The following is a 25,277-nucleotide window of genomic DNA, read 5'->3' as shown; positions in this document are numbered from 1 at the left end:
GGCACGCACGCTCGTTCTTGACTACGGGGCGGTCGGTGCGCCGTCCCGGGTGAGCTGGTCGTAGAAGCACTAACCGATGGGCGAGGGGTTACGCATGACCGACACCGGCCAGATCCCGGGCGAGGGGCTGCCGGAGAACTCAGGCATGGTGGAGCAGCAGGGCGCCCCCGCGCCCGGCGCGTACACCTACCTCTCCGAGACCACCGCCGAGGACGAGGACCTGTTGCTGCTGCCGGGCGCCCAGAGCGCCTGGGGCAACGAGGTCGCGCCGCCGGCGCCGGAGCCGGTCGTCGAGGCCGTGCACCAGCCCGGACCGCACGAGCTGTCCGGCCGCGACAGCGGATCGGTCGACCTCGGCGGCGTACGCCTGCCGGAACCGGCCGCGGAGCCCGCGGCCGCGCCGGCGCCGCCGCGCCGCCCCCTGCACCTCGGCCCGCCGATCCCCGACACCTCCGCGAGCCCGGTCCGCTCCCTCGCCGACCGCGGCCCCGCCGCCGCGCCGGCGCGGCACGCGGGCCCGCCGACCGCCGGCCCCGAGCACCTCGACGTCCCGCAGGGGACGGCGCCCCGGGGCGCGCACGCGGCCCCGTCGGGCGCCGGGGCGCCGCCGGCGGAAACGGTTGTTCCGGCACCGGACCGGAGCACCGACACACTGGGCGCGGCCCAGGCGCTCGTCGCCCGCGTGGCGGCTACCGCGGGCGCCCCCGCGCCCGGCCCGGACACGGACGCCGGGACGCCCGGTGAGCCCGGGACGCCGGCCGCCGCGGACACCGGCGAGCCGGACACGCCGGCCGAGCGGACCGCGCCGGCCGAGCGGACCGCGCCGGCCGAGCGGACCGCGCCGGCGGACGGCGGTGCCGGAGCCGACGGCGCGCCGGCCGACGGAGCGACGCACGCCGCGGCAGCCGTACCCGCCGCCGACGACACCCGGACACCGGCGACCGCCCCCGCGCCGGAGCCGCCCACGGCCGACGGTGCGATCCCGCCGGACGATGCGTCTTCGGCGGACGGTGCGGCTCCGGCCGGCCCCACGGCGGCCGGCGACGGTGTGTCCGCCGCCGACGCTCCGGCCGACGGCACGCCCACGGGCGACGGTGCCCCCGCGACGGACGGCGTGTCCGCCGAGGGCGCCTCCACGGGTGCCGCCGTGTCTTCGGCCGACGACGTGCCCGCGCCCGCGGGTGCGGGCACGTCCGACGGCGTACCCACAGGTGGCGGCGTGTCCGCCGACGATGCCCTCGTGGCCGACGGCGCTCCGGCCGACGGTGTGCCCGTGGGCGAGGGTGCGTCCACGGCCGACGGCGCGTCCGGTCCCGGCGGCGAGCCGGTGGCCGACGGTGCCGCTCCGGCCGGAGGCGCCCCCGCTCCCGGTGACGTCCCCGGGACCGACGGCGCCTCCGCCACAGGCGACGCGGCCCCGTCCGACGCCGTACCGGCACCCGTCGCGGACGGTGCTCCGGAGTCCGGCGGCGCTCAGCCGCCCGCACCGGACGCCGCGCCCGGCGACGCTCCGGCGACCGGCACGGACGCCCGGCCCGCCGCCGACGGTGCCCCCGCGCCCGGCACGGACGGCGAGCCCGCGACCGGCGGGGCACCGGGACCGGACGCCACACGGGAGACCCCCCTCCACGCGCCCGACGGCGTGCCGGAGCAGGAGGCCGTGCAGGTGACCGAGGCCGCCCCGGCGCCGACGCCCGCCACCGCGGGCCCGACGGTCGCACAGACCCCCGACACCCCCGCCGTGCCGGGCCCGGAAGCCGTGCAGGCCCCCGACACCCCCGCCGCACCGGAGACCGAAGCCGCGCAGGTCGCCGAATCCGCCCCCGGCACCGTGCCGACGGACGAGTCCGCACCGGCGTACGAGCCGGGCGCCCCCGTGACCGCGCAGGCACCCGGTGCGCACGCCGCCCCCGCCGCGGACGTCTCCGAGCAGGCCGAGCCGCCCGTGCCGGAGGAAGCCCGTACGGCTCCCGGCCCGACGGCGGACGCCGCGCCCCCGCAGCCCACCGCGCCCGTGGAGCCGGCCACCGCCGAAGCGGCCGCCACCGAGCCGGTCGAGGCGGCCCCCGCGCCCGCCCCGATGCCGCAGCAGCCGGAGCACCCCGTCACCCCGCAGCCCCAGGACGCCCAGGCCCCCGGCCTGCCCGCCCCCGGAACCACCGGGCCCGAGCCCTCCCCCCAGGCGCCCGGAGCCCCGCAGGCCCCCACCGCCTCCGAAGCACCGGCAGCCCCGCAGGAGCAGCACGCCCCGCAGGTCCTCGTGCTCGACGAGCCCGCCCCCGCGCAGTCCGCCCCCGCGGCGGAAGAGGCCGCACAGCACCATCCGGACGCGCAGCCCCGGCACGCCGGTGCCCCGAGCCCCGCCCAGGGCCCGCAGTCCCTCGCGGCCCCCGACGCGTCCCCGGCCCCGGAGCCCCCGGCCCACCCCGAGGCGCAGGCGGGTCACTTCGTGCCGGTCGGCGGCGGACAGGTGCCCACCACCCCGCACCTCGCCCCGGCCCCGCCCGAGACCCCCGCCTTCCCCGCGGAGGCCCAGGACGCAGCGGCCCAGGACACGGTCACCGGCGTCCCCGCCCCGCGCGACGCCGACGCCGGACTCGTCCAGAACGCCGACGACCTGGACACCCGGGACGCCGGTCAGGAAGACCAGGAAGACCCGCACGTGAGCACGGCCGCAGCGGCAGACGCACGACAGCCCTCCGGCCCCGCGGCCCCCGCCTACGACGACGCCGAGCGCGAGGCCGTCCTGAAGGTCATGCGCGAACGCCGGGACATCCGCAACGGCTTCCGCAGCGACCCCATCCCGCACGAGGTGCTGCTCCGCGTCCTGGAGGCCGCCCACACCGCGCCCTCCGTCGGCCACTCGCAGCCCTGGGACTTCGTCGTCATCCGCTCCGCCGACACCCGCCGCGCCATGCACGAACTGGCGACGCGGCAGCGCGAGGCGTACGCGAAGTCCCTCCCCAAGGGCCGGGCCAAGCAGTTCAAGGAACTGAAGATCGAGGCCATCCTCGACACCCCGGTCAACATCGTCGTCACCGCCGACCCCACCCGCGGCGGCCGGCACACCCTCGGCCGCCACACCCAGCCGCAGATGGCGCCGTACTCCTCCGCGCTCGCCGTCGAGAACCTGTGGCTCGCCGCCCGCGCCGAGGGCCTCGGTGTCGGCTGGGTCAGCTTCTTCGACGAGCGCGAGATGGTCCGCGCCCTCGGCCTGCCCGAACACCTCGAGGTCGTCGCCTACCTGTGCGTGGGCTATGTCGACGAGTTCCCGGACGAGCCCGAGCTGATGCAGGCCGGCTGGTCCAAGCGCCGCCCGCTGTCGTGGGTCGTCCACGAGGAGACGTACGGCCGCCGCGCCCTGCCCGGCGAGGCGCCGCACGACCTGCTCGCCGAGACCGTCGGGCAGATCCGCCCGCTGGACGCCAAGGCGCTCGGCGAGGCCTGGGAGCGGCAGAAGCGCATGACCAAGCCGGCCGGCGCGCTCGGCATGCTGGAGATCATCTCCGCGCAGCTGTCCGGACTGTCCCGCCAGTGCCCGCCGCCGATCCCGGAGCCCGCGGCCGTCGCGGTCTTCGCCGGCGACCACGGCGTCCACGCCCAGGGCGTCACCCCCTGGCCGCAGGAGGTCACCGCCCAGATGGTGGCCAACTTCCTCGGCGGGGGAGCGGTCTGCAACGCCTTCGCCACCCAGGTCGGCGCCGAGGTCTGCGTCGTGGACGTCGGTGTCGCCGCCGACCTGCCCGCCACCCCGGGGCTGCTGCCCCGCAAGGTCCGCGCGGGCACCTCGGACATGACCGCCGGCCCCGCGATGACCCGCGAGGAGGCCAAGCAGGCCATCGAGGTCGGCATCGAGACCGCCCGCGACCTGGTGGCGGCCGGCAACAAGGCGCTGCTCACCGGTGAGATGGGCATCGCCAACACCACCGCGTCCGCGGCGCTCATCTCCGTCTTCACCGGCGCCGATCCGGCCGAGGTCACCGGCCGCGGCACCGGTATCAACGACGAGACGCTGGCCCGCAAGACCGAGGTCGTGCGCCGCGCGCTGGAACTCCACCAGCCGGACCCGGCCGACCCGATCGGCGTCCTCGCCGCGGTCGGCGGCTTCGAGCACGCGGCCATGGTCGGCCTGCTGCTCGGCGGCGCCTCCCTGCGCACCCCGGTGATCCTGGACGGCGTCAGCGCCGGCGCCGCCGCCCTGGTGGCACGCGCGATCGCCCCCGAGGTCCTGGCCGCCTGCATCGCGGGCCACCGCAGCGCCGAGCCCGGCCACGTCGCCGCGCTGGGCAAGCTGGGCCTGCGCCCCCTGGTCGACCTCGACCTCCGCCTCGGCGAGGGCACCGGCGCGCTGCTCGCCCTGCCCATGGTGCAGAGCACCGCCCGGGCGATGCACGAGGTGGCGACGTTCGACTCGGCGGGCGTCACCGAGAAGTAGCGCCCGCACGGCACGAGGGGCCCGGCACCCGCCGGCCGGGCCCCGCCCGCCCCGCACGGCCGGGGCAGCCTTTCCGGCCGCCCCGCGCCCTGAGACCCGGTCGGTACACGCGCGGGCACCGCGGCCCGCACCCGCCACCGGAGTCCAGCAACCGGACCGCCCACCCCCGCCATAAAATCCGCACGTCAGCGCCACCGCCGCAGGAGGAGCCGTCCCCTCATGGCCGAACACCCCGCCTACCCCGTAGGCCTCCGCCTCACCGGCCGCCGTGTGGTCGTCCTCGGCGGCGGACAGGTCGCCCAGCGCCGCCTGCCGGCCCTCATCGCCGCGGGCGCGGACATCCGCCTCGTCTCCCCCGAGGTGACCCCCTCGGTCGAGGCCATGGCGGACGCGGGCGAGATCACCTGGGAGAAGCGCCCGTACGCCGAGGGCGACCTCGCGGACGCCTGGTACGCCCTGATCGCCACCGGCGACACCGCCGCCAACACCGCCGCCTCCGCCGAGGCCGAACGCCACCGCGTGTGGTGCGTCCGCTCCGACGACGCCGACGCCGCCACCGCCTGGACCCCGGCCACCGGGAGCAGCGAGGGCGTGACCGTCGCCGTCCTCACCACCGACGCCCGCGGCCGCGACCCCCGCCACACCGCCGCCATCCGCGACGCGGTCGTGGAGGGCCTGCGCGACGGCACCCTCGTCGCCCCGCACCACCGCACCCGCACCCCCGGCGTCGCCCTGGTCGGCGGCGGCCCCGGCGACCCGGACCTGATCACCGTCCGCGGCCGCCGCCTGCTCGCCGAGGCCGACGTCGTCATCGCCGACCGCCTCGGCCCCCGCGACCTGCTCGCCGAACTGCCGCCGCACGTCGAGGTGATCGACGCGGCGAAGATCCCCTACGGCCGCTTCATGGCCCAGGAGGCCATCAACAACGCGCTGATCGAGCACGCGAAGCAGGGCAAGTCGGTCGTACGGCTCAAGGGCGGCGACCCGTTCGTCTTCGGGCGCGGCATGGAGGAGGCCCAGGCACTGGCCGAGGCGGGCATCCCGTGCACGGTCGTCCCCGGCATCTCCAGCGCCGTCTCCGTCCCCGGCGCGGCCGGCATCCCCGTCACCCACCGGGGCGTCGCCCACGAGTTCACCGTGGTCAGCGGCCACGTCGCCCCCGACGACGAGCGCTCCCTGGTCGACTGGCCGTCGCTCGCGAAGCTCACCGGCACGCTGGTGATCCTCATGGGCGTCGACAAGATCGGCAGGATCGCCGAGACCCTCGTCGCGCACGGCAGGTCCCCGGACACCCCGGTCGCCCTCGTCCAGGAGGGCACGACCGCCGCCCAGCGCCGGGTCGACGCCACCCTCGCCACGGTCGCCGAGACCGTCGTCGCCCAGGAGGTCAGGCCCCCCGCCGTCATCGTCGTCGGCGACGTCGTCCGCCAGGGACCGCAGGGAACCGCGTGACATGGCCGAGCCCCTCACCCTCCACGACCCCGACGACCCCCGCCTGCATGACTACACCGACCTGACCGACGTCCAGCTGCGCCGCCGCCGCGAGCCCGCCGAGGGCCTGTTCATCGCCGAGGGCGAGAAGGTCATCCGGCGGGCCCTGGCGGCGGGCCACGAGATGCGGTCGATGCTGCTGTCCGCCAAGTGGACCGACGTCATGCGCGACGTCATCGAGGCCACCCCCGCCCCGGTGTACGTGGTGGACCCCGCGCTCGCCGAACAGGTCACCGGCTACCACGTGCACCGCGGCGCCCTCGCCTCCATGCGGCGCGAACCGCTGCCCACGGTGTCCGGCCTGCTGGACACCGCACCGGCCCACGGGCGAGGCGACGGCACGGTCCGCCGGGTCGCCGTCTTCGAGGACATCGTCGACCACGCCAACGTCGGCGCCGCCTTCCGCAACGCCGCCGCCCTCGGCGTCGACGCGGTCCTCCTCACCCCGCGCTGCGCCGACCCGCTCTACCGGCGGGCCGTGAAGGTGTCCATGGGCGCCGTCTTCCAGGTGCCGTGGACCCGGCTGGAGTCCTGGCCCGCGGACATCGACACGCTGCGCTCCGCGGGGTTCACGGTCGCCGCGCTCTGCCTGAGCGACCGTGCCGTCACCCTCGACGAACTCGCCGCGAGGGAACACGGCAGACTCGCCCTGCTGTTCGGCACGGAAGGCACCGGCCTCACCCCCGGGGCGCTCGCCGCCGCCGACGAGCACGTGCGCATTCCGATGGACGCGGGCGTCGACTCCCTGAACGTGGCGGCCGCGTCGGCCGTGGCCTTCTACGCCACCCGCCCCCGCACCCCCTGACACGCCCCCACCACCGGCCGCCGCCGCCCGGGGGCCGGAGCCGCCGGAGAGAAGCCGCCCGGCGTCTGTGCCGCCGGGTGTCAGAGCCCGGACAGGCCGAAGCCCGGCACCTCCACCGGCCCCTGCCCGGCCCGTACGCCGCCACGGTCGTCGCCCAGCCCCCGCGACGGCCCCTGGCAGCCCTGCGCCGCGGCGATGCCCAGGGCGACCAGCAGCGTCACCACCACGAACACGAACAGCCGCTGCCGCAGCAGCCGCGGATTCGCGGGACGCAGCCGGGTGCCCGTGGTCCTCGTCCCCGGACGGCCGGCCCCGCTGCGGGGCCCGGGCCTGCCGCCGCCGCCGGAGCGCGAGCCGTTCCGCCCGGCACCGTGGGAGGCGGGCGTGGGCCGGGACCCGGGCCGGGATCCCGTGGCCCCGCCGCGCGAGCCACCGCCGCGGGGCGCGCCGTCGCGGGGCGTGCCGTCGCGCGAGGGAACGGCTCCCCTCCCGGGCGCACCGCCCCGGGACCCGGAGGCGCCGCGCGAACCGGACGCCCCCCGCGAACCGGAGGTGTCCTGCCCTCCCGGCCGTCCCTGCGTGCGCCGCTGGACACGCTCCCGTTCCGGGTACGTGTCGGCGAGCCGCCCGGTCGGCCGGTCCGCCTCGCCGGAACGCGGCGCGGGCGGCCGTACGTCGGCGAACCCCTGGGCCTCCCGGGCGGCGATCTCCTTCAGCCGCAGGGACAGCTGCAGCGTGCTGGGCCGCTCCTCGGGGTCCTTCGCCAGACACGCCCGGACCAGCGGCGCGAGCGCGTCCGGCACCCCGTGCAGCTGGGCCTCCTCGTGCACCACGCGGTACAGCATCACCTCGGAACTGCCGTGCCCGAAGGGCGAGTCGCCCATCGAGGCGTACGCCAGCGTGGCGCCCAGCGAGAACACGTCCGTGGCCGGGGTGACCGCGGCGCCGCGCACCTGCTCCGGCGCGAGGAAGCCCGGCGAGCCGACCGCCGTACCGACGTGCGTGAGCGTCGAGGCGCCCGTCGCCCAGGCGATGCCGAAGTCGATGATCCGCGGCCCCTTCGGGGACAGCAGGATGTTGGACGGCTTCAGGTCCCGGTGCACGACCCCCGCCTCGTGCACGGCGACAAGACCCTCCGACAGGGCGGCGCCCACGGCGGCGACGTCCGCCGCGCACAGCGGGCCCTCGTCGACGACCTTGTCGTGCAGGGAGGGCCCGGGAACGTACTGCGTGGCGAACCAGGGCCGGTCCGCGTCCAGGTCCGCGGCGACCAGCCGCGCGGTGCACCCGCCGCGGATCCGCCGGGCCGCCGAGACCTCGCGGGCGAACCGGGACCGGAACTCCTGGTCCTCGGCCAGGTCGGGCCGGATGACCTTCAGCGCGACCCGCTGCCCCTTCTTGTCGGAGCCCAGGTAGACCACGCCCATACCGCCCGCGCCGAGCCGCCGGTGAAGCCTGAACGAGCCGACGACGCGCGGGTCCTCGCGCCTCAGGCGCATCATCGCCATGTTCATCCCCGCTGCCCGGTCCCTGTGACGTGCCACAGCTTACGTTTCCACACCGGCGGGCGCGCAGAGGCCGCGCCCTCTCCTCCCGAGGGATTGTCGGTGACGTACCGGAGAGTTGAGGAACCGGCAGGTCCGCGCGGACGGCCGGCCCCGGTACGCCCGGCGGGCCCAACCGCCCGCGCCGGCAGGGCGATTGGCCTGCCGGACGGACACCCGCCGCGGCGTGCCGACGCCGCCGCCGGCACGCCGCGGCCGGCGGTGGGTGATCGAAGTCACCGGCCGGAACGGGGCCCTTCCGGGAAGACCCCGAGACGCGCGGGCGGGTCTCCACCCAGGGGAGTACACCGCGGGCGGCGGCTCATCCTCCGGGAGGCCCGGCATTCGGTACGAGGGCATGACGCCCGCCGGCCCCCGCCCGCCTAGATTTGAGGTCGAGCGGCGGGTGCAGGACTCGTCCCCCGAGGTCGGACACCCGCCGCCGCAGACGGACAACGAGAACGGTCAGGAGAAGGGCCATGATCCGGACGGCACCGCGGACACCGGTCCGCACGCGGGAGCGGAGCCGTCAGGGACGCCGTCACCCGGTGGTGGCGACACTCATGGCCCTGCCCCTGGCGGCCCTGCTCCTCCTCGTCTTCGACGGGTGGGAGACGGTGGCCACACAGGCGTCGTCCGTGGGTGTGATGCTGGGGCGCTGAGAAGCGCCCCGGGCCCGGAAGAGCGGTCCGGGCAGGTCATCCATCCGGGAAACCCCGTGGGGACGGGGGTGCGGCGGACGGCATGATGCCGGCGCAGCTGGGGAGCTGCGCCGGCATTGCTCTGTCCCCGTACCCTCACCCCGTGACCCCGGACGCCCTCCTCCCCGCCCTGACGGCCCACGTCAGGGACACCGCGCACGCCCGCACCGGCACCTGCCCCTGCGGCGCGGCCACCCTCGCCGACCGCCCCGACGCCACCGTCGTCCGCCACGCCGGCACCGTCGCCAAGGCCCACGCCGCGGACGCCGACCCGGCCGGGCTGGCCCTCCGCGTCGCCGTCGCCGCCGGGCTCCCCGGCATCTTCCTGCCCCCGCTCCGCCCGGCCCCCGCCGGCCTGCGCGGACGGCTCGTCACCCACTGGCCCTACGGCACCCCCGTCGACCCCGACGCCCCGGACGCCGCCCCCTGGGAGGCCGCGGCGACCCTCCTCGCCCGCCTGCACCGCAGCCCGTCGCCCGTCGCGGGCCTGCCGCCCATGCGCGGCCCCGAGAAGGCGGCCCGCGCCGTCGCACTGCTGGGCACCACCGCCCCGGACCACCCCGCCACCGCCCCCGTGCTGCGGGCCTGGGCGGCCCTCCCCGCCTGGGCGCGCGGGCAGAGTGCCATGCCGGCCCCGGCCGTCCTCTGCCACGGCGACCTCCACCTCGGCCAGCTCGTACGCCACCCCGGCCCCGAGGGTCCCTGGCTGCTGATCGACGTCGACGACCTGGGCACGGGCGTGCCGGCCTGGGACCTGGCCCGGCCCGCGGCCTGGTACGCCTGCGGGCTCCTTCCGTCCGGCGAGTGGGACCGCTTCCTGGGCGCCTACCGGGCGGCCGGCGGACCGGCCGTCCCGCGGGAGGGGGACCCCTGGCCCGCCCTGGACGTGCCGGCGCGAGCCCTCACCGCGCAGACCGCCGCCCGGGCCGTCACCAAGGCGGTCGCGGCCGGCCGCCCCCTGGACGACGTGGAGGGCTCCCTGGTCGACGCCTGCGCGCGGATGGCCTCCGTCCCGCCGTCCTCCCCGCCGGACTGATCCGGTGTCTCCCGAAGTAGGGTGCAACCGACCGCCGCCGGACAGGAGTCTGTCCTGGCGATACGCGAAGCAGGACCGACCGGCGAGGAGTTGAGCCGAGCATGCAGTGCCCCAAGTGCCACGCACCGATGCACACCTACAACCGCAACGGCGTTCAGATCGAGCAGTGCAGCGGCTGCCGCGGGATCTTCCTCGACTACGGGGAGCTGGAGTCGCTGACCCGCCTGGAGGCCCAGTGGTCGCAGCCCGCGCCGCCGCCCCCGCCCGCCCCGCAGGCCTACCCGGCCGCCCCGGCCCCCGCCTGGGGCGCCCCGCAGGCCGGCCACGGCCACTACGGCCACCACCGCCAGAAGAGCTTCGGCCGCATGCTCTTCTCCAGCTGACCCCGTGCCCGGCCCTTCACGGCCGGGCACCGGCACGACGAAGCCCCCGGCCGTAACGAGACGGCCGGGGGCTTCGCGGATGGCGTGGACGATACTGGGATTGAACCAGTGACCTCTTCCGTGTCAGGGAAGCGCTCTCCCGCTGAGCTAATCGTCCTGGGAGGTACTGCGTGCGCGATACTGGGATTGAACCAGTGACCTCTTCCGTGTCAGGGAAGCGCTCTCCCGCTGAGCTAATCGCGCGGGGTCCTCGTGAACCGCGACCCTTGCGGATCGAGGTCCTTGCGGACAGTGGACGATACTGGGATTGAACCAGTGACCTCTTCCGTGTCAGGGAAGCGCTCTCCCGCTGAGCTAATCGTCCTTGGAGGTGGAGACGGGATTTGAACCCGTGTAGACGGCTTTGCAGGCCGTTGCCTCGCCTCTCGGCCACTCCACCAGGAGTGTAGAGGACCCGGGAGGTCCCCCTGTTCCTGCGAGCGGACGACGAGGCTCGAACTCGCGACCTCAACCTTGGCAAGGTTGCGCTCTACCAACTGAGCTACGTCCGCCTGTCGGTTCGGTCCGCTTCCGCGTCCCGGCGACGTGTTGAACTCTAGCGGATTCCCGGGCCAGCACAAAAACGCGTTTGCGCAGCGTGCTGCGGTGCCCCGGCGCACGGACCCGGTCAAGCCCCCGGAAGGACACGTCCGGGCCGACTTTCGGACACCCCGCCTAGACTCGGCCACGTGCTCGACCTCCCACCCCTCGCCCGCTTCGGCGACCGTCTCGCCACCGGCCTGCTCGACGTCACGAGCGATCCCGCCGCCCTCGGTTCCCGCGGCTTCTGGGCCGTCTGCGCGGACTTCGAGGGCGGCCTGACCTGCGCGCGCTTCGCCGACGTACGGACGCGGGCCGTCCCCGCGCCGGTGCCGGGCCGCTGGCGGGGACCGGCCGCCGGTGACTGGACGTCCTCCCTCGACCGCGCCGCGTACACCGCCGCCGTACGGCGCATCCGCGCGCACATAGCCGCCGGCGAGGTCTACCAGGCCAACCTCTGCCGGGTGCTGTCCGCACCGGTCGCCCCCGACGCCGACGTGGACGCCCTCACCGCTCTGCTGGCCCGCGGCAACCCCGCGCCGTACGCCGGCACGGTCCGGCTGCCCCGGCACGGCGTCGAGATCGCCACCGCGTCCCCCGAGCTGTTCCTGCGGCGCGACGGCCGGACCGTCGAGTCCGGGCCGATCAAGGGGACCGGACGGACCGAGGCGGACCTGCTGGAGAAGGACCACGCCGAGAACGTGATGATCGTGGACCTGGTCCGCAACGACCTCGGCCGGGTCTGCGTCCCGGGCACCGTGACCGTGCCCGACCTGTGCGCCGTCGAGAAGCACCCCGGACTCGTGCACCTGGTGTCCACGGTGCGCGGCGAGCTGCGCGCGGACGCCGGCTGGCCGGAACTCCTCGACGCCGCCTTCCCGCCCGGCTCGGTCACCGGCGCCCCCAAGCCGAGCGCCCTGCGGATCATCGACGCGCTGGAGACCTCCCCCCGGGGCCCCTACTGCGGGGGCGTCGGCTGGGTCGACGCCGACCGGGGGACCGGTGAGCTGGCCGTCGGCATCCGCACCTTCTGGATCGACCGCGCCGCCGGGCTGCTCCGCTTCGGCACCGGCGCCGGCATCACCTGGGGATCCGACCCCGAGGGGGAGTGGTGGGAGACCGAACTGAAGGCGTCCCGGCTCCTCGCGGTAGCGTCGGGTGCGTACGGGACGGACGGACAGGAAGAGGCACCACAGACGTGAAGATCTGGCTCGACGGCGGGCTGCGCGACACCGAGTCCGCCCGCGTCTCCGTTCTCGACCACGGGCTGACCGTGGGCGACGGCGTCTTCGAGACGGTCAAGACGGTGAACGGCAGGCCGTTCGCGCTGACCCGGCACCTGGACCGGCTGACCCGCTCGGCCCGCGGCCTCGGCCTGCCCGACCCGGACCTCGACGAGGTCCGCCGTGCCTGCGCCGCCGTCCTCGAGGCCGACCCGGTGCCGCTCGGCCGGCTGCGCATCACCTACACCGGCGGCCACGGCCCGCTGGGCTCCGACCGCGGCGAGCACGGCACCACCCTCGTCGTCGCCCTCGGCGAGACCGGGCGCCGCCCCGACTCCACCGCCGTGATCACCGTCCCCTGGACCCGCAACGAACGCGGCGCGCTCACCGGCCTGAAGACCACCTCCTACGCCGAGAACGTCGTCGCCCTCGCCCGTGCCCGCGAACAGGGGGCCACCGAGGCCCTGTTCGGCAACACGGCCGGGCGGCTGTGCGAGGGCACCGGGTCCAACGTCTTCGTCGTCCTCGACGGCGAGATCCACACCCCGCCGGTCGCCTCCGGCTGCCTCGCCGGCATCACCCGCGCCCTGGCCGTCGAGTGGACCGGCGCCCGCGAGACCGACCTGCCGCTGGACGTCCTGGAGCGCGCCGACGAGGTCTTCCTGACCTCCACCCTGCGGGACGTGCAGGCCGTGCACCGCGTCGACGGCCGTGAACTGCCGGGCGCGCCCGGCCCGGTGACCGCCAAGGCCATGCGGATCTTCGAGGAACGGTCCGCGGACGACCTCGACCCCTGACACGCGATATCCGGCTGCGCCCTGGGCCGCTTCGTGGGTAGAACACCTGTGATGACCACCACCCTGCGGCCGACCGGGCCGCTCCAGCGCGCGGCCGACGGGGCCCGTTCACGCCGCTACCAGGTGTGCGTGAACAGCCGCCCCGTCGGGTCGGTGCACCTCGGCACCGACCCCGCCTTCGGCGACTCGGTCGCCGTGATCCACGACCTGCGCATCGACGAACCCGACCGCCGGCGCGGAAGAGGCACGGTGGCCGCGCTCGCCGCCGAGGAGGTCGCGCGGAGCTGGGGCTGCCGGCGGATCCAGGTGAGCGTCACCGACGACCAGGAGGCGGGGGCGCACCTCGCCGAGGCGCTCGGCTACGTCCTGTACAGCCGCGGCATGCTGAAGACGCTCCCCGCCACCCCGCCCGCCCTGCCCGCGGGCAGCGCCCCGCGCCCCATGACCCCCGCCGAGTTCGACACCTGGTACGCCCGCCAGTCGCAGCAGTACGTGCGTACCTGGACGGAACGGGGCATGACCGGGGCCGCGGCCCGCGCCAAGTCCCGCCACGACCACGAGACGCTCCTGCCCCGGGGCCTGGACACCGAGAACACGCTGCTCAGCGTCCTCGAGCACGACGGCATCCGGGTCGGCACCCTGTGGCTGGCCCTGCGCGAGGAGCAGGCCTACGTCTTCGACGTGGAGACCGACCCGGACCACCGCGGCCGGGGCCACGGCCGCACACTGATGCTGCTGGCGGAGAGACAGGCGCTCGCCGCCGGCCGGCACCTGCTCGGCCTCAACGTCTTCGCGGGCAACACCGCAGCCGAGCGGCTCTACGAGTCCCTCGGCCACCGGACCGTGCGGCGCAGCTACGCCAAGCCACTGCTGTAGCCGCGCGGCGGCCCGCGCCGGCTCAGGCCTCCCGCGCGGCCAGGAGCCGGTCCGCGATCTCCTCGACGCGCTCGCGCAGGCCCTCCTGGCTCCTGCCGCCGTCGAGACGCTCGCCGCCGATCACGTACGTCGGGGTGCCGGTCACGCCGATCGCCTTGCCCTCGGCCTGGTCGGCGTCGACGATCAGGATGTGCCGGCCGTCGACGAGGGCGGTGTCGAACTCCTCCGCGTCCAGCCCCAATTCCCGGGCCACCTCGACCAGCAGGGCCTCGCCCCGGCGCTCCAGCTCCGCGACCCGGCCCAGCACGGCCTCCACGTACGGCCAGCCCCGGCCCTGCGCCACGGCCTCCTCGGCGGCCTGCGCGGCGGCGAAGGCGTGCTTGTGCTTCTCCAGCGGGAAGTGCCGCAGCCGCACCTCGAGACGGTCCCCGTATCGGGCCCGCAGGGCACGGATGTCGTCCAGGGCGGTGAGGCAGTCCGGACACTGCAGCTCGCACCAGACGTCGAGGACGGGAACGGCGGCGGGGGCGGGGGAGGAGTCGCTCATGGGCCCAGTCTCCCAGCCCCGACGGCGGCGCCCCAACCGGACCCGGCACGCTCCCGGCCTACGCCGCCACCGGCACCTGGGGAGGAGCCGGTCCCCCAGATCTCCCTGATCTCGGGCCGGGGCGTGGCTCCCGCGGGGTCCGGCGGTGCAGGATGGAAGGGACGGAAGCACGCGTGCCCGACCGACCCAGCCTGGAGGACCGGATGATTGCCGAGACCGTCTGTTCCGCGGTGTCCGCGGCGGGCCTGGGCATCGCGGCGGTCACCGCGTACCGCAGGCGTTTCCTCACGGCCGCCCGCATCGCCGCCTACTCGTTGATCCCGGTCGGCCTGGTGATGACGGGCATCGTCCAGTGGCTGGCCGACACGGCCTTCAGCCCGACCGCCTGGGCCGGTTTCGCCGTGCTCGGGGTGGCATGGCTGCTGTTCATGACCACCCGCGCCGTGGAGCGCCGCCGCGGCGGCACCCGCAGGGAACGCAGGGCGGCCCGGGCCGCGGCACGGCCCGACGCGGTCGCCCCGTCGGCCTCCACGCCTTCCCTGGGCGGCTCCGAGACCCGTCAGGCCACCCGGCCCGCCGCGAGCGCACCGCGCGGCGACGACGACTTCAGCGACATCGAGGCCATCCTCAAGAAGCACGGCATCTGACAGCGGCACACCGGTCCGAGGCCGTCAGCCGGTGCCCCCGAACGATCACGATCCGAACCAGACATCGCGGAATCCAATGATCTTCCGGTCTTCACGGGCGTGTTGATCGCGGACCACGGGTGCGCTGCGTCATCATCGCCGCGAGATGCCGGACCCGACTCAGCTGGACACACAGCTGGACACGAGACAGAGCGGAACCGCGCCACGGCAGGAACAGGCGCGCGGCTGCCTCTTCGCCCTTTCCCAGCCACCGCTGATGATCTTCCTGGCGGTGATCGGGTGTCTGCTCCTCATGGCTTCGTTGCACGACCTGCTGTTGCTGTGAGCCGTACCCGCGGTCCCCGGCGTCACCCGCCGGGGGCCGTGTCGAAGCATGTCGCGGACACCGGCCTCTTTCAGCCCGCGGCCTCCTTGCGCCGTGCCCGGTACGCGGCCACGTGCAGCCGGTTGCCGCACGTACGGCTGTCGCAGTACCGCCGCGAGCGGTTGCGGGACAGATCGACGAAGGCCCGCCGGCAGTCGGGCGCCTCGCACCGGCGCAGCCTCTCGTGCTCCCCGGCGACCACGAAGAACGCCAGGGCCATGCCGCAGTCGGCGGCCAGATGGTCGGCGACGGAGGCACCGGGCGCGAAGTAGTGGATGTGCCAGTCGTAGCCGTCGTGGTCGGTGAGCCGGGGAGTGGTACCGGCGGCGGCGACCAGCTCGTTGATCAGTTCGGCGGCGGCCCGGGGCTCCGGGGCGGCGAAGACGGACGCGAACCGCCCGCGGATCCTGCGCACCGCCGAGAGGTCCGGCTCCGAAAGGACGCCCACGTCGCTGATCTCGTGCGCCCTCACGAAATTCTCGAGGGCCGGGACGTCCGGCAGCCCGTCCGGCGCCGACTCGTCCTCCGGCGCGGTGTTCACCAGATCCACCACGGTGTCGAGCGCGCACCGGGTGTCGTGGGTGATCAGCACGTTCTGCTCCCTGGCCTGGGGGTCGGGCGCGGGCACCCGCCGATGCTGGCCGATGGTAGTGGCTTCCGCGGCGGCCCGACCGGCTCCGCGCCCCGCCTCTGCCCACGGTCGCCGGTACAACGGTGGCGGACCGGTCCCGGTTCCCCTCGACGGTTCCCCTCGGCCCCGGCCCGGTCACGGGGCCCTGCGCGGTGACCGGCCGCAGCTCCCTCACCGCCGGTTCCGCGTCGGCACACCGTCCCCACGCAGGCGCACCGGCGCCGCGCCCCACGGAGATCCGAGGGCGCGACGCCGGTGTGTGCCGTATGCGGTTGTCCGGGCCCGTGCCGTCACCCCGAGTCGACGGCGCCGGGCGGATTACGGGGCCTCGCCCTAGCTTTCCGCCAGGATGTGCGAGAGCTCCTGGTCGAGATCGAAATGCCGGTGCTCCGTGCCGGGGGGCACGGCGGCGTCTGTGCGCTTCAGGAAGGTCTCCAGGGCCCGTGCCGGGGCCTCGAGCAGTGCCTCGCCCTCCGGGGAGCTCAGGGCGATGCACACGACGCCCTGACCGTGACTGCGGGACGGCCAGACGCGGACGTCGCCCGTACCGGTGGGGCGGTGGAGGCCTTCGGCGAGGAGGTCGCGGGCGAACACCCACTCGACGGTCTCCTCGGCTCCGGTGTGGAAGGTGGCGTGCACGGCGTAGGGGTCGGCCGTGTCGTACCGCAGGCCTGCGGGGACAGGCAGGGAGGACTCGCTCGACACAACGAGGCGCAGGTGCAGCTCGCAGCTGACCGTGGTGTTCATAAGCGCCAGGGCCTTTCGCTCAGTGTGCGCTCGGGGATTCGCACGTCGGCGAAATCGACATGCCACCTACGGTGCCGTTGTAAACCCCTCTGAGCGTTTTGCGTGTGTTTACGTACCCCATCCGGCCGAAAGGTCGTTCGCGGTGTGCGCCCATTACGGTGACAGGTCTCGCTCCGGTAGTGTTTGGCCGTATGAACACGGGGAGTAACAAGCCCGGCGAGGCGGCCGTGGCGGAAGACCGTACGGGGGCGGACGGCGAGGTGGCGCCCGTGCAGGCGCTCGGCTCGCGGGCGCCTGAATTCGTCAAGGCGCGCCGCGCCCTGCACCTGAGCTGGCAGGTCGGCGTCTTCGTCGTGGGCCTGGCGGTCGTCGTGGCCGGCGCCGCCATGCTGGTGCTGCCCGGACCGGGCTGGGTCGTGATCTTCGGTGGCATGGCGATCTGGGCGACCGAGTTCGTCTGGGCGCAGCTCGTGCTCCGGTGGACCAAACGCAAGGTCACCGAGGCGGCGCAGCGCGCGCTCGACCCCAAGGTGCGGCGCCGGAACATCATCCTGACCTCGGTCGGCGTGGTGATCTTCGGCGTGCTGGCCGGAATCTACCTGTGGAAGTTCGGCCTCCAGATGCCCTGGAAGATCGAGGACCAGTGAGGTGCCGCGTGACCGGCGGCCCTGGCCCCCGCCGGTCACGAGCACCCTCTGACATGGGGTAATGTTCTTCCTGCGTCCGGGCGATTAGCTCAGTGGGAGAGCGCTTCGTTCACACCGAAGAGGTCACTGGTTCGAACCCAGTATCGCCCACCGGATCATCAGGCGGCCCGGCTCACCAATGGTGAGCCGGGCCGCTTTGCCGTGTCCCCCCGTCGGTGGGGGCTCCCGTCCCGGCTCCTGGCTCAAGAGCCCCGTTCGGGAGGTGCCCGTGCGTGCCCCAGGGCGATCTTCGGCCACCTCCCGCGGCCCCGGGCGTCGTTCCGCTTTCGCCCGCCTTCATCCAACCGTGACCTTTCCCGTCGGACGCCGTCGCGGGCCCGTCGGCGTTCGGCCCCTCGGTCACGGCCCTTCTGCCTGCACGTTTCTCCCACTCCGGCCGTCGGGGCCGTCATTGCCGTCACCGCCTCGGCGCTCCCCGCCGCCATCAATTCCTGTCCGAATCATTGACGTGCCCGGGGGCCCTCCGTAACTTGTGCCAGCAAGCGCTTACTTGAAACGATTCACGAAGCGGGACGCGAGCGTCGCGGGAGGCTCATATGCAGCACGGGAAGAATGTGGAGAGGCGGACGATCCTCAAAGCGGCAGGGGCCTCGCTGGCCGTCGCCGGACTGGGGGCGACGGCCACCGCGTGCGGAGGCGGCACCGGCTCCGGAAACGGGGAAGTGACGCTCCGTTACGCGTGGTGGGGCGGCGAGCCGCGCGCCATCGCCATCAGGAAGACGATCGCGCTCTTCGAGAAGAAGTACCCGAAGATCAAGATCAAGCCCGAATTCACCGACTATCAGGCGTTCTGGGAGAAGTTCCAGACCCAGGCCTCCGGCGGGAATCCGCCGGACGTTTTCCAGAATGCGGTCGGATTCCTGCGTAAGTACGACAAGCGCGGTATTCTGCTGGACCTCAAGTCGCAGGCGGACGCCGGGAATCTGAACCTCGAGAACTTCCGGAACGGAGTTCTGTCGAACGGTCAGGTCGACGGCAAGCAGATCGCGATACCCGTCGGCGCCAACACCATGGCGCTCGTCATCGACCTCAAGGCCTTCAAGAAGGCCGGCGTCGAGGTCAAGATGGGCTGGACCTGGGACGAGTACTTCGACGCGCTGCAGACGATCCAGGACAAGCTGAAGATCGCCGGTGACACCGGTTACTTCGGCATCATGTACCTCTACGACCTGTATCTGCGTCAGAACGGCAAGGCCTTCTTCACGGACACCGGGCTCGGTTTCACCGAGGACGATCTGACGCAGTGGTGGGAGGACGGCTACAAGCGCGTGCGGTCCGGCCTCGTCGCCGATCCCAAGAAGATCGAGCAGGTCGCTCCCAAGTCCGGTCTGTCGGCCGGCCTCGCCGCCTCCGAGTTCACCTGGGACAATTTCTCCATCCGCTACGAGGGCGAGGGCGAGTCCGACTACGGCCTCGCGCCGATTCCCACCACCGACGGCAAGGACACCGGCCAGTACCTCGGCTCGCTGATGCTGAGCGCCTTCTCCGGGACCAAGCACCCCAAGGAAGCGGCCCAGTTCATCGACTTCATGGTGCACGACCCCGAGGTCGGCAAGATCATGGGGTACGACCGCGGCATCCTCGCGACCGAGGAGCAGTACAAGGCCTACACGCCCACCGACGAGACCAACAAGGGCGTCAAGGCGTACGAGGAAGAGGTCGCCGCGGCCGGGGTCCTCGGCAAGATCACACCGCACCCGTCCGGCGCCGACGTCGTCGAGGCCGCGTTCCTGCGCATCGGCGGCGAGGTCGCCCAGGGCAAGACCAAGCCCTCCGACGCCGCCAAGGCGCTGTTCGGCGAGGCCAAGGCCGCGTTCGCCGCGGGCTGAGGGGACCTGTCACCATGACGCTCGTCAAGGAAGCGCCCGTGCGCCCGGCCGGGAAGCGGTCCACCGCTCCCGCCGCCGGGCGGCGCGGGCGACGCCGCGAGAACATCGCCGGCTATCTCTTCATGTCGCCGTGGATCGCGGGCTTCCTGCTCCTCACGGCGGGCCCGATGGTCGCGTCGCTGTACTACGCGTTCACCAGCTACAACCTGTTCACGCCGCCCCAGTGGGTGGGCCTGGACAACTTCACGACGATGTTCCAGGACCCGCGCTGGCAGAAGTCGGTGGAGGTCACCCTCAAGTACGTCGTTGTGGCCACCCCGCTGAAGCTGCTGCTCGCGCTCGGTGTGGCGCTGCTGCTCGCGCAGAAGCGGCGAGGGCAGGGCCTGTACCGGGCCGCGTTCTACATGCCCTCGCTGATCGGCGCCAGCGTCTCCGTCGGCTTCGTCTGGCGAGCGCTGTTCTCCGACGACGCGATCGTGGACCGCGGCCAGAAGATCCTCGGGATCGACGTGGGCGGCTGGATCGGCAACCCGGACTACATCCTCTACGCCCTGGTGGCCCTGAGCATCTGGCAGTTCGGCGCACCCATGGTCATCTTCCTGGCCGGCCTCAAGCAGGTCCCGCAGGAACTGTACGAGGCCGCCGAGGTGGACGGTGCCGGGCCGCTCAGGCGGTTCTGGAACATCACGCTGCCGATGATCTCCCCGGTGCTGTTCTTCAACGTGCTGCTGGAGTCCATCCACGCGTTCCAGGTGTTCGGCTCCGCGTACGTCGTCTCCAACACGTCCTGCGGGCCCGCCGACGCCACGCTCGTCTACACCTGCTACCTGTACCAGAAGGGCTTCAAGGAGGCCCAGATGGGCTTCGCCTCCGCGATGGCCTGGACGCTGGTGATCGCGGTGGCGCTCGTCACGGCGGTCCTGTTCTGGTCGCAGAAGAAGTGGGTGCACTACGAGGAGGCCACCAAGTGACCACCGCCACCACTCCTGCCGTGCGCAATGCCAACGAGCGCCGGCGCTTCGGAGCGATCGCCTGGCACCTGGGCGCGCTCGTCGTCCTCGCGGTCGTCCTGTATCCCGTGATCTGGGTGGTCGGCGCCTCGTTCAAGCCGAGCAAGGAGATCATCGCCAGCCTCGACCTGCTGCCCACGAAGCCGGTCTGGGAGAACTTCTCCGGGCTCGCCGACGGCATCTCCGGCATCTCCATCAGCAGCTTCTTCTGGAACTCGCTGATGTACGCCGTCCTCGCCGTGGCCGGTGTCGTGCTGTCCAGCTCGCTGACCGCGTACGCCTTCGCCAAGATCCGGTTCGCCGGGCGGAACCTGCTGTTCACGCTGATGATCGGCACGCTGCTGCTGCCGTACCACGTGCTGCTCATCCCGCAGTACGTGCTCTTCCGCAACATGGAGCTCACCGACACCCTGGTGCCGCTCGTCGCGGGCAAGTTCCTCGCCACGGAAGCCTTCTTCGTGTTCCTGATGGTGCAGTTCATGCGCGGTCTGCCCAAGGAGCTGGACGAGGCGGCCAAGCTCGACGGCTGCGGGCACCTGCGTACCTACTGGTCGATCGTGCTGCCGCTGAGCCGGCCCGCGCTCATCACCAGCGCGATCTTCACCTTCATCAACGCCTGGAACGACTTCATGGGACCGTTGATCTACCTCAACTCCCCCGAGAAGTACACCGTCTCGCTGGGCCTGATGATGTTCCGCGACCAGGAGGGCATCTCCAACTACGGCAGCATGATCGCGATGTCGCTGGTGGCGCTGGTGCCCGTCATCGCCTTCTTCATGTCCTTCCAGCGCTACCTCATCGACGGTATGGCGACCTCCGGACTGAAGGGCTGAGGCGTTCACCATGGCCGAAGCACACGTGAAGGCCCGAGCCTTGCGCAAGGAGTCCCGGCGCAAGGAGTCCGTGTTCGGCGAGCGTTTCGCGGTCTTCGCCGAGTGCATGCTCACCGGCGTGTGGATCACCGTGGCCTCGCTCGGCGTCGTCACCGGTCCCGCGGCCTTCGCCGCCGGCGCACGGCATCTGCGCCGCCGTACGGCGCACGAGGCCGGTGGTCTGCGGGAGTTCCTCACGGACTTCCGTACGGCCCTGCGCCGCGGGTGGGCCGTCGGGCTCGCCTGGTGGGCCGTGGCCGTCGCGGTCCAGGTGGACGTCCTGGCCGCGCAGGCCGGTCTCCCCGGCGGGCCGTTCGTCGGGGCCGTCGGCATCCTCGCGCTGGTCGGTGCCTCCGTGGCCCTGCTGCGGGCGGCCGCCGTCTGGACGCCCGGCGCCTCCTGGCGGGCGTTGCTCGCGGACGCCGGGCGGCGGACCGTGCTCGACCCGGCCGGCTCGTTCCTGGTGGTGTGCGGCCTGGCCGTCGTGGTCCTGTCCGCCTGGTTCGTGCCGCCGCTGGCGGTCCCCGTCCTGGGGGCCGTCGCGGCGGCGGCCGTCGCCGTGGAGAAGCGGTACCGGCACCGCTGACGGGTGGTGCCCCTCTTACGAGGTCGGCGCTCCGGCGCCGTACCTCTCTCTGTCATGCCCTTGACACCACTTGCACCTTGCAACGGAAAGGAAAGGCCATGTCCCCCATCCCCCGCAGATCCCTGCTCAAGGCGGCCGCCGTCGCCGGCGCCGCCGCCCAGTTCAGCTGGGCCCTGGGAACGCGGAACGCCGCCGCCGCACCCCGCGCCGAGGCCGCCGACGCCGACCCGGTGACCCTGGACTGGCTGGAGGACGGTGGCCTCGGCGCCGCCCCCGGCTCCACCGTCGGCGTGCCCTGGCCCAAGGGCGCCTGCAAGGAGGACCAGACCTTCGCCCTGACCGATGCCGACGGCAGGCCCGTCCCCGTCCAGACCTGGCCGATCGCCTACTGGCCCGACGGATCCCTCAAGTGGACCGCCCACGCGGTGAGTTCCGGTTCCGGCAAGCTCACCCTCACCACCGGCACGCCCGCCGCCCCGGAGAAGAAGGTCACCGTCGACAAGAGCGGCGGCACCATCGACGTCTCGACCGGCGTCATCACCGCGAAGATCGCCAAGTCGGGCGCCACGATCGTCAAGTCCGTCACCCGCGGCTCCACCGAGATCGCCCGCGACGGCCGCCTCGTCCTGCTGCGCCAGCCCGAGTTCGAGGACGGCGACCAGACCAACGTCAGGACCGAGCGCTTCGACGGCGCCGTCCTGGAGGTCACCGTCGAACAGGAGGGCCCCGTCCGCGCCGTCGTCCGCATCGACGGCAAGCACCGCAAGGGCAGTCGCAGCTGGCTGCCGTTCTCCATCCGCCTCTACTTCTACGCGGGCGCCGACTCCTTCCGCATGGTGCACACCATCACCTACGACGGGACCCAGGAACCCGGCAAGGCGAGCGGCGACTTCATCCGCGGCCTCGGCGTCCGCTTCACCGTGCCCATGCGCGACGAGTCCTACGACCGCCACATCCGCATCGGCGGCGAGGGCACCGGCATGCTCCGCGAGGCCGTCAAGGGCATCACCGGGCTGCGCCGCGACCCCGGAATCGCCGTCCAGGAGGCACAGTTCGCGGGCAAGAAGCTGCCAGACCCCTCGACCTGGGACCAGCGGGTCACCACCCGCCTGCAGTACATCCCCGAATGGGGCGACTACACCCTCTCCCAGCTCTCCGCCGACGGTTTCGCCCTGCGCAAGCGCACCAAGAAGGGCTACGGCTGGATCCCCGCCGGCGGCGGCCGGCGCGCCTCCGGATTCGGCTATGTCGGCGGCGTCAGCGGCGGCCTCTCCTTCGGCCTGCGCGAATTCTGGGAGAAGTTCCCCGCCCAGCTCGACATCCGCGACGCCCACACCGACGCCGCCGAGGTCACCCTCTGGCTGTGGTCCCCCGAGGCCCAGCCCATGGACATGCGCTTCTACCACGACGGCATGGGCCAGGACACCTACCCCGAACAGCTCGAAGGCCTCAACATCACCTACGAGGACTACGAGCCCGGCTTCGGCACCCCCTACGGCATCGCCCGCACCTCCGAACTCCTCTTCTGGGCCAACGAGTCGACACCGAGCGCCGAGACCCTCGCGGAACAGGTCGAGGCCGTCCGGATCCTGCCGCAGCTCGCCGCGCCGCCGAAGCAGCTCATCAAGGCCGGCGTCTTCGGCAAGGGCCTGTTCGCCGAACCCGACCGCTCCACCCCGGCCAAGGCCAGGATCGAGGACCACCTCGACTTCCTCTTCACCTACTACAAGGACCAGGTGGAGCAGCGCCGCTGGTACGGCTTCTGGGACTACGGCGACATCATGCACACCTACGACACCGTGCGGCACCAGTGGCGCTACGACGTCGGCGGCTACGCCTGGGACAACTCCGAGCTCTCGCCCGACCTGTGGCTCTGGTACGCGTACCTCCGAAGCGGCCGCGCCGACATCTTCCGCTTCGCCGAGGCGATGACCCGCCACACCGGCGAGGTCGACGTCTACCACCTCGGCAAGTGGGCCGGCCTCGGCACCCGGCACGGCGTGCAGCACTTCGCCGACAGCGCCAAACAGCAGCGCATCGCCAACACCACCTACCGCCGCTACTACTACTTCCTCACCGCCGACGAACGCGTCGGCGACCTCATGCACGCCAACGTCGACTCCGACGAGACCTTCCTCGTCCTCGACCCCATCCGCAAGATCCGCACCGAGCCGTACACACCCGACCGGCACGCGCTGTCGATCGGCTTCGGCACCGACTGGAGCGGCCTGGTGTCGGCGTGGCTCACCGAGTGGGAGCGCAAGGGGCCCAAGTGGGAGAAGGCGAAGGCGCGGGTGCTGTCGACGATGGAGACCATCGCCGCCCAGCCCAACGGCTTCGTCCAGGGCACCGGCCTGTACGACCTGGACACCGGACGGTTCGCCATCGCCGAGAAGCCGGTCGTCGGGGTCTCGCACCTCTCCGCCGTCTTCGGCCTCAACGAACTGTGCGCCGAGCTCATCGACCTCGTCGACATGCCGGAGTTCAACGAGGCCTACTTCGACTACTGCCGCTACTTCAACGCCACCAAGGCCGAACAGGCCGCCCGCTACGGCAGCAACTTCGGCAACCTCATCCTCTTCCAGGGCCACTCCCGCCTCGACGCCTACGCCGCCGTGAAGACCGGCGACGACAAGCTCGCCAAGCGCGCCTGGGACAAGTTCTACAACTCCGACGGCTACCGGGAATCGGCACCCTGGAGGACGGAGAAGCTGACCGGCCCCGCCGCCCTGGTGCCGGGCAGCGAGGCGACCTGGGTCTCCACCAACGACACCGCCCTCTACGGCCTCGCCGCCATCGAGAACCTCGCACTCCTGGGGGACAGGATGCCGTAGCCCGCATATGACGGCCGCGGGCGCGGGCACACTCCACGGATGGACCGGAACCATTACGTCTTCCGCAGCCTGTGGACCCTGCCCGCGCCCGCCCCCGCCGTCTACCGCGAACTGGAACGCATCGAGGACTACCCCCGCTGGTGGCCCCAGGTGCGCGAGGTCACCCGCCTCGACGCCACCACCGGGACCGTCCGGATCCGCTCCCTCCTCCCGTACGACCTGACCCAGACCGTGCGGGAACTGCGCCGCGACCCGGCGGCGGGCGTGCTGGAGGTCTCCCTCACCGGCGACATCGAGGGCCGGGCCCGCTGGACGGTCGCCCCCGACGGCACCGGCGGCGCCCGCGTCCGCTACGACCAGGAGGCCGACGTCCGCAAACCCCTGCTGCGCCGCCTCGCCGTGCCGGGACGGCCCCTGTTCCGGGCCAATCACCGGCTGATGATGCGGGCGGGACGGCGCGGACTGGCGGCGCACCTGTCCGGCGGCCGGCGAGCGGTTTGAAGGAATGGGCCCGGGACCTGTATTGTTCAGTGCGTTCCCGGGCGATTAGCTCAGTGGGAGAGCGCTTCGTTCACACCGAAGAGGTCACTGGTTCGAACCCAGTATCGCCCACCGGGAAAAGCCGGTCCGTCG

General features: G+C 73.3%; 22 protein-coding genes and 7 tRNA genes. 20 read left to right on the top strand and 9 right to left on the bottom strand.

All coding sequences use genetic code 11. From position 1 onward, the window contains the following. Positions 1-94: 94 nt before the first annotated feature. The 3 genes from cobT (at position 95) to ACFYOJ_RS09980 (ending at position 6,731) form a co-directional block, all read left to right on the top strand. A complete protein-coding gene (cobT, locus tag ACFYOJ_RS09990; RefSeq protein ID WP_356553947.1) occupies positions 95-4,435 on the top strand; it encodes a nicotinate-nucleotide--dimethylbenzimidazole phosphoribosyltransferase in 4,341 nt (1,446 codons plus the stop codon). A gap of 219 nt (positions 4,436-4,654) precedes the next feature. Continuing rightward, positions 4,655-5,887 carry a uroporphyrinogen-III C-methyltransferase gene (gene cobA, locus ACFYOJ_RS09985; protein ID WP_356553948.1) on the top strand — a complete coding sequence of 411 codons (1,233 nt, stop codon included), beginning with the start codon at positions 4,655-4,657 and terminating at the stop codon, positions 5,885-5,887. 1 nt (position 5,888) lies between these two features. Next, positions 5,889-6,731 carry an RNA methyltransferase gene (locus tag ACFYOJ_RS09980; protein WP_356553950.1) on the top strand — a complete coding sequence of 281 codons (843 nt, stop codon included), beginning with the start codon at positions 5,889-5,891 and terminating at the stop codon, positions 6,729-6,731. Between the two features lie 80 nt (positions 6,732-6,811). Here ACFYOJ_RS09980 and ACFYOJ_RS09975 read toward each other — a convergent pair whose 3' ends face one another. Further along, positions 6,812-8,245, bottom strand: coding sequence for a serine/threonine-protein kinase (locus ACFYOJ_RS09975; RefSeq protein WP_356554066.1), 1,434 nt, complete (start codon positions 8,243-8,245; stop codon positions 6,812-6,814). 509 nt (positions 8,246-8,754) lie between these two features. Here ACFYOJ_RS09975 and ACFYOJ_RS09970 point away from each other — a divergent pair. The 3 genes from ACFYOJ_RS09970 (at position 8,755) to ACFYOJ_RS09960 (ending at position 10,395) form a co-directional block, all read left to right on the top strand. Continuing rightward, positions 8,755-8,937 (top strand): hypothetical protein, encoded by a 183-nt coding sequence (locus tag ACFYOJ_RS09970; RefSeq protein WP_356553952.1) that lies wholly within the window; start codon positions 8,755-8,757, stop codon positions 8,935-8,937. A 142-nt stretch (positions 8,938-9,079) separates the two neighbouring features. Further along, positions 9,080-10,012, top strand: a complete 933-nt coding sequence (locus ACFYOJ_RS09965; RefSeq protein ID WP_356553954.1) for an aminoglycoside phosphotransferase family protein — start codon at positions 9,080-9,082, stop codon at positions 10,010-10,012. Positions 10,013-10,113: 101 nt separating this feature from the next. After that, positions 10,114-10,395 carry a zf-TFIIB domain-containing protein gene (locus ACFYOJ_RS09960; protein WP_356553955.1) on the top strand — a complete coding sequence of 94 codons (282 nt, stop codon included), beginning with the start codon at positions 10,114-10,116 and terminating at the stop codon, positions 10,393-10,395. A gap of 85 nt (positions 10,396-10,480) precedes the next feature. Here the strand turns inward: ACFYOJ_RS09960 and ACFYOJ_RS09955 are convergent. The 5 genes from ACFYOJ_RS09955 to ACFYOJ_RS09935 all read right to left on the bottom strand — a co-directional run bounded on the left by ACFYOJ_RS09955 (position 10,481) and on the right by ACFYOJ_RS09935 (position 10,946). Continuing rightward, positions 10,481-10,552, bottom strand: a tRNA-Val gene (locus ACFYOJ_RS09955). 14 nt (positions 10,553-10,566) lie between these two features. Beyond that, positions 10,567-10,638 (bottom strand) — tRNA-Val (locus ACFYOJ_RS09950). 49 nt (positions 10,639-10,687) lie between these two features. Continuing rightward, positions 10,688-10,759 (bottom strand) — tRNA-Val (locus tag ACFYOJ_RS09945). 1 nt (position 10,760) lies between these two features. Then, positions 10,761-10,834 (bottom strand) — tRNA-Cys (locus ACFYOJ_RS09940). Between the two features lie 39 nt (positions 10,835-10,873). Then, positions 10,874-10,946 (bottom strand) — tRNA-Gly (locus tag ACFYOJ_RS09935). Between the two features lie 177 nt (positions 10,947-11,123). Between ACFYOJ_RS09935 and ACFYOJ_RS09930 the strand changes: the two genes are divergently transcribed. The 3 genes from ACFYOJ_RS09930 to ACFYOJ_RS09920 are packed head-to-tail and all read left to right on the top strand — an operon-like array spanning position 11,124 to position 13,870. After that, positions 11,124-12,176: a chorismate-binding protein gene (locus tag ACFYOJ_RS09930; RefSeq protein ID WP_356553957.1), complete on the top strand. Its 1,053-nt coding sequence runs from the start codon at positions 11,124-11,126 to the stop codon at positions 12,174-12,176. Further along, positions 12,173-12,994, top strand: a complete 822-nt coding sequence (locus tag ACFYOJ_RS09925; protein ID WP_356553959.1) for an aminodeoxychorismate lyase — start codon at positions 12,173-12,175, stop codon at positions 12,992-12,994. The genes ACFYOJ_RS09930 and ACFYOJ_RS09925 overlap by 4 nt, the downstream gene beginning before the upstream one ends. A 51-nt stretch (positions 12,995-13,045) precedes the next feature. Beyond that, positions 13,046-13,870, top strand: coding sequence for a GNAT family N-acetyltransferase (locus ACFYOJ_RS09920; RefSeq protein WP_356553961.1), 825 nt, complete (start codon positions 13,046-13,048; stop codon positions 13,868-13,870). A 22-nt stretch (positions 13,871-13,892) separates the two neighbouring features. Here the strand turns inward: ACFYOJ_RS09920 and ACFYOJ_RS09915 are convergent, their stop codons facing one another. Continuing rightward, positions 13,893-14,417, bottom strand: coding sequence for a DsbA family protein (locus ACFYOJ_RS09915; RefSeq protein ID WP_356553963.1), 525 nt, complete (start codon positions 14,415-14,417; stop codon positions 13,893-13,895). A 203-nt stretch (positions 14,418-14,620) separates the two neighbouring features. Between ACFYOJ_RS09915 and ACFYOJ_RS09910 the strand changes: the two genes are divergently transcribed. Both ACFYOJ_RS09910 and ACFYOJ_RS09905 read left to right on the top strand, forming a co-directional pair. Next, positions 14,621-15,064, top strand: a complete 444-nt coding sequence (locus ACFYOJ_RS09910) for a hypothetical protein (protein ID WP_356554067.1) — start codon at positions 14,621-14,623, stop codon at positions 15,062-15,064. 145 nt (positions 15,065-15,209) lie between these two features. After that, positions 15,210-15,389: a hypothetical protein gene (locus ACFYOJ_RS09905; RefSeq protein ID WP_356553964.1), complete on the top strand. Its 180-nt coding sequence runs from the start codon at positions 15,210-15,212 to the stop codon at positions 15,387-15,389. Between the two features lie 70 nt (positions 15,390-15,459). On the opposite strand, the gene ACFYOJ_RS09900 is transcribed toward ACFYOJ_RS09905, so the two are convergent. Continuing rightward, positions 15,460-16,020, bottom strand: a complete 561-nt coding sequence (locus ACFYOJ_RS09900; protein WP_356554069.1) for a CGNR zinc finger domain-containing protein — start codon at positions 16,018-16,020, stop codon at positions 15,460-15,462. Between the two features lie 372 nt (positions 16,021-16,392). After that, a complete protein-coding gene (locus tag ACFYOJ_RS09895) occupies positions 16,393-16,806 on the bottom strand; it encodes an SsgA family sporulation/cell division regulator (RefSeq protein WP_356553966.1) in 414 nt (137 codons plus the stop codon). Positions 16,807-16,997: 191 nt separating this feature from the next. On the opposite strand from ACFYOJ_RS09895, the gene ACFYOJ_RS09890 reads away from it, so the two are divergent. The 9 genes from ACFYOJ_RS09890 to ACFYOJ_RS09850 all read left to right on the top strand — a co-directional run bounded on the left by ACFYOJ_RS09890 (position 16,998) and on the right by ACFYOJ_RS09850 (position 25,256). Next, positions 16,998-17,453: a TIGR02611 family protein gene (locus ACFYOJ_RS09890; RefSeq protein WP_356553967.1), complete on the top strand. Its 456-nt coding sequence runs from the start codon at positions 16,998-17,000 to the stop codon at positions 17,451-17,453. A 78-nt stretch (positions 17,454-17,531) separates the two neighbouring features. Then, a tRNA-Val gene (locus ACFYOJ_RS09885) sits at positions 17,532-17,603 on the top strand. Positions 17,604-18,049: 446 nt separating this feature from the next. Beyond that, entirely contained in the window at positions 18,050-19,342 is a 1,293-nt protein-coding gene (locus tag ACFYOJ_RS09880; RefSeq protein ID WP_356553968.1) for an extracellular solute-binding protein, read from the top strand. A 14-nt stretch (positions 19,343-19,356) separates the two neighbouring features. Continuing rightward, entirely contained in the window at positions 19,357-20,313 is a 957-nt protein-coding gene (locus ACFYOJ_RS09875) for a sugar ABC transporter permease (RefSeq protein ID WP_356553969.1), read from the top strand. Beyond that, entirely contained in the window at positions 20,310-21,185 is an 876-nt protein-coding gene (locus ACFYOJ_RS09870) for a carbohydrate ABC transporter permease (protein ID WP_356553971.1), read from the top strand. The genes ACFYOJ_RS09875 and ACFYOJ_RS09870 overlap by 4 nt, the downstream gene beginning before the upstream one ends. A gap of 10 nt (positions 21,186-21,195) precedes the next feature. After that, positions 21,196-21,810, top strand: a complete 615-nt coding sequence (locus ACFYOJ_RS09865) for a hypothetical protein (protein WP_356553973.1) — start codon at positions 21,196-21,198, stop codon at positions 21,808-21,810. Positions 21,811-21,908: 98 nt separating this feature from the next. Continuing rightward, on the top strand, positions 21,909-24,644 hold the full coding sequence (locus ACFYOJ_RS09860; protein WP_356553975.1) for a Tat pathway signal sequence domain protein: 2,736 nt from the start codon (positions 21,909-21,911) through the stop codon (positions 24,642-24,644). A 39-nt stretch (positions 24,645-24,683) separates the two neighbouring features. After that, positions 24,684-25,145 carry an SRPBCC family protein gene (locus tag ACFYOJ_RS09855; RefSeq protein ID WP_356553976.1) on the top strand — a complete coding sequence of 154 codons (462 nt, stop codon included), beginning with the start codon at positions 24,684-24,686 and terminating at the stop codon, positions 25,143-25,145. Positions 25,146-25,184: 39 nt separating this feature from the next. Beyond that, positions 25,185-25,256, top strand: a tRNA-Val gene (locus tag ACFYOJ_RS09850). The last annotated feature ends 21 nt before the right edge of the window (positions 25,257-25,277 follow it).

This window comes from Streptomyces sp. NPDC006384 (assembly GCF_042870695.1).
Taxonomy (GTDB): Bacteria; Actinomycetota; Actinomycetes; order Streptomycetales; family Streptomycetaceae; genus Streptomyces.
Note: the sequence above shows the minus strand (reverse complement) of the source record. Positions and strands in the feature narration are given on the sequence as shown.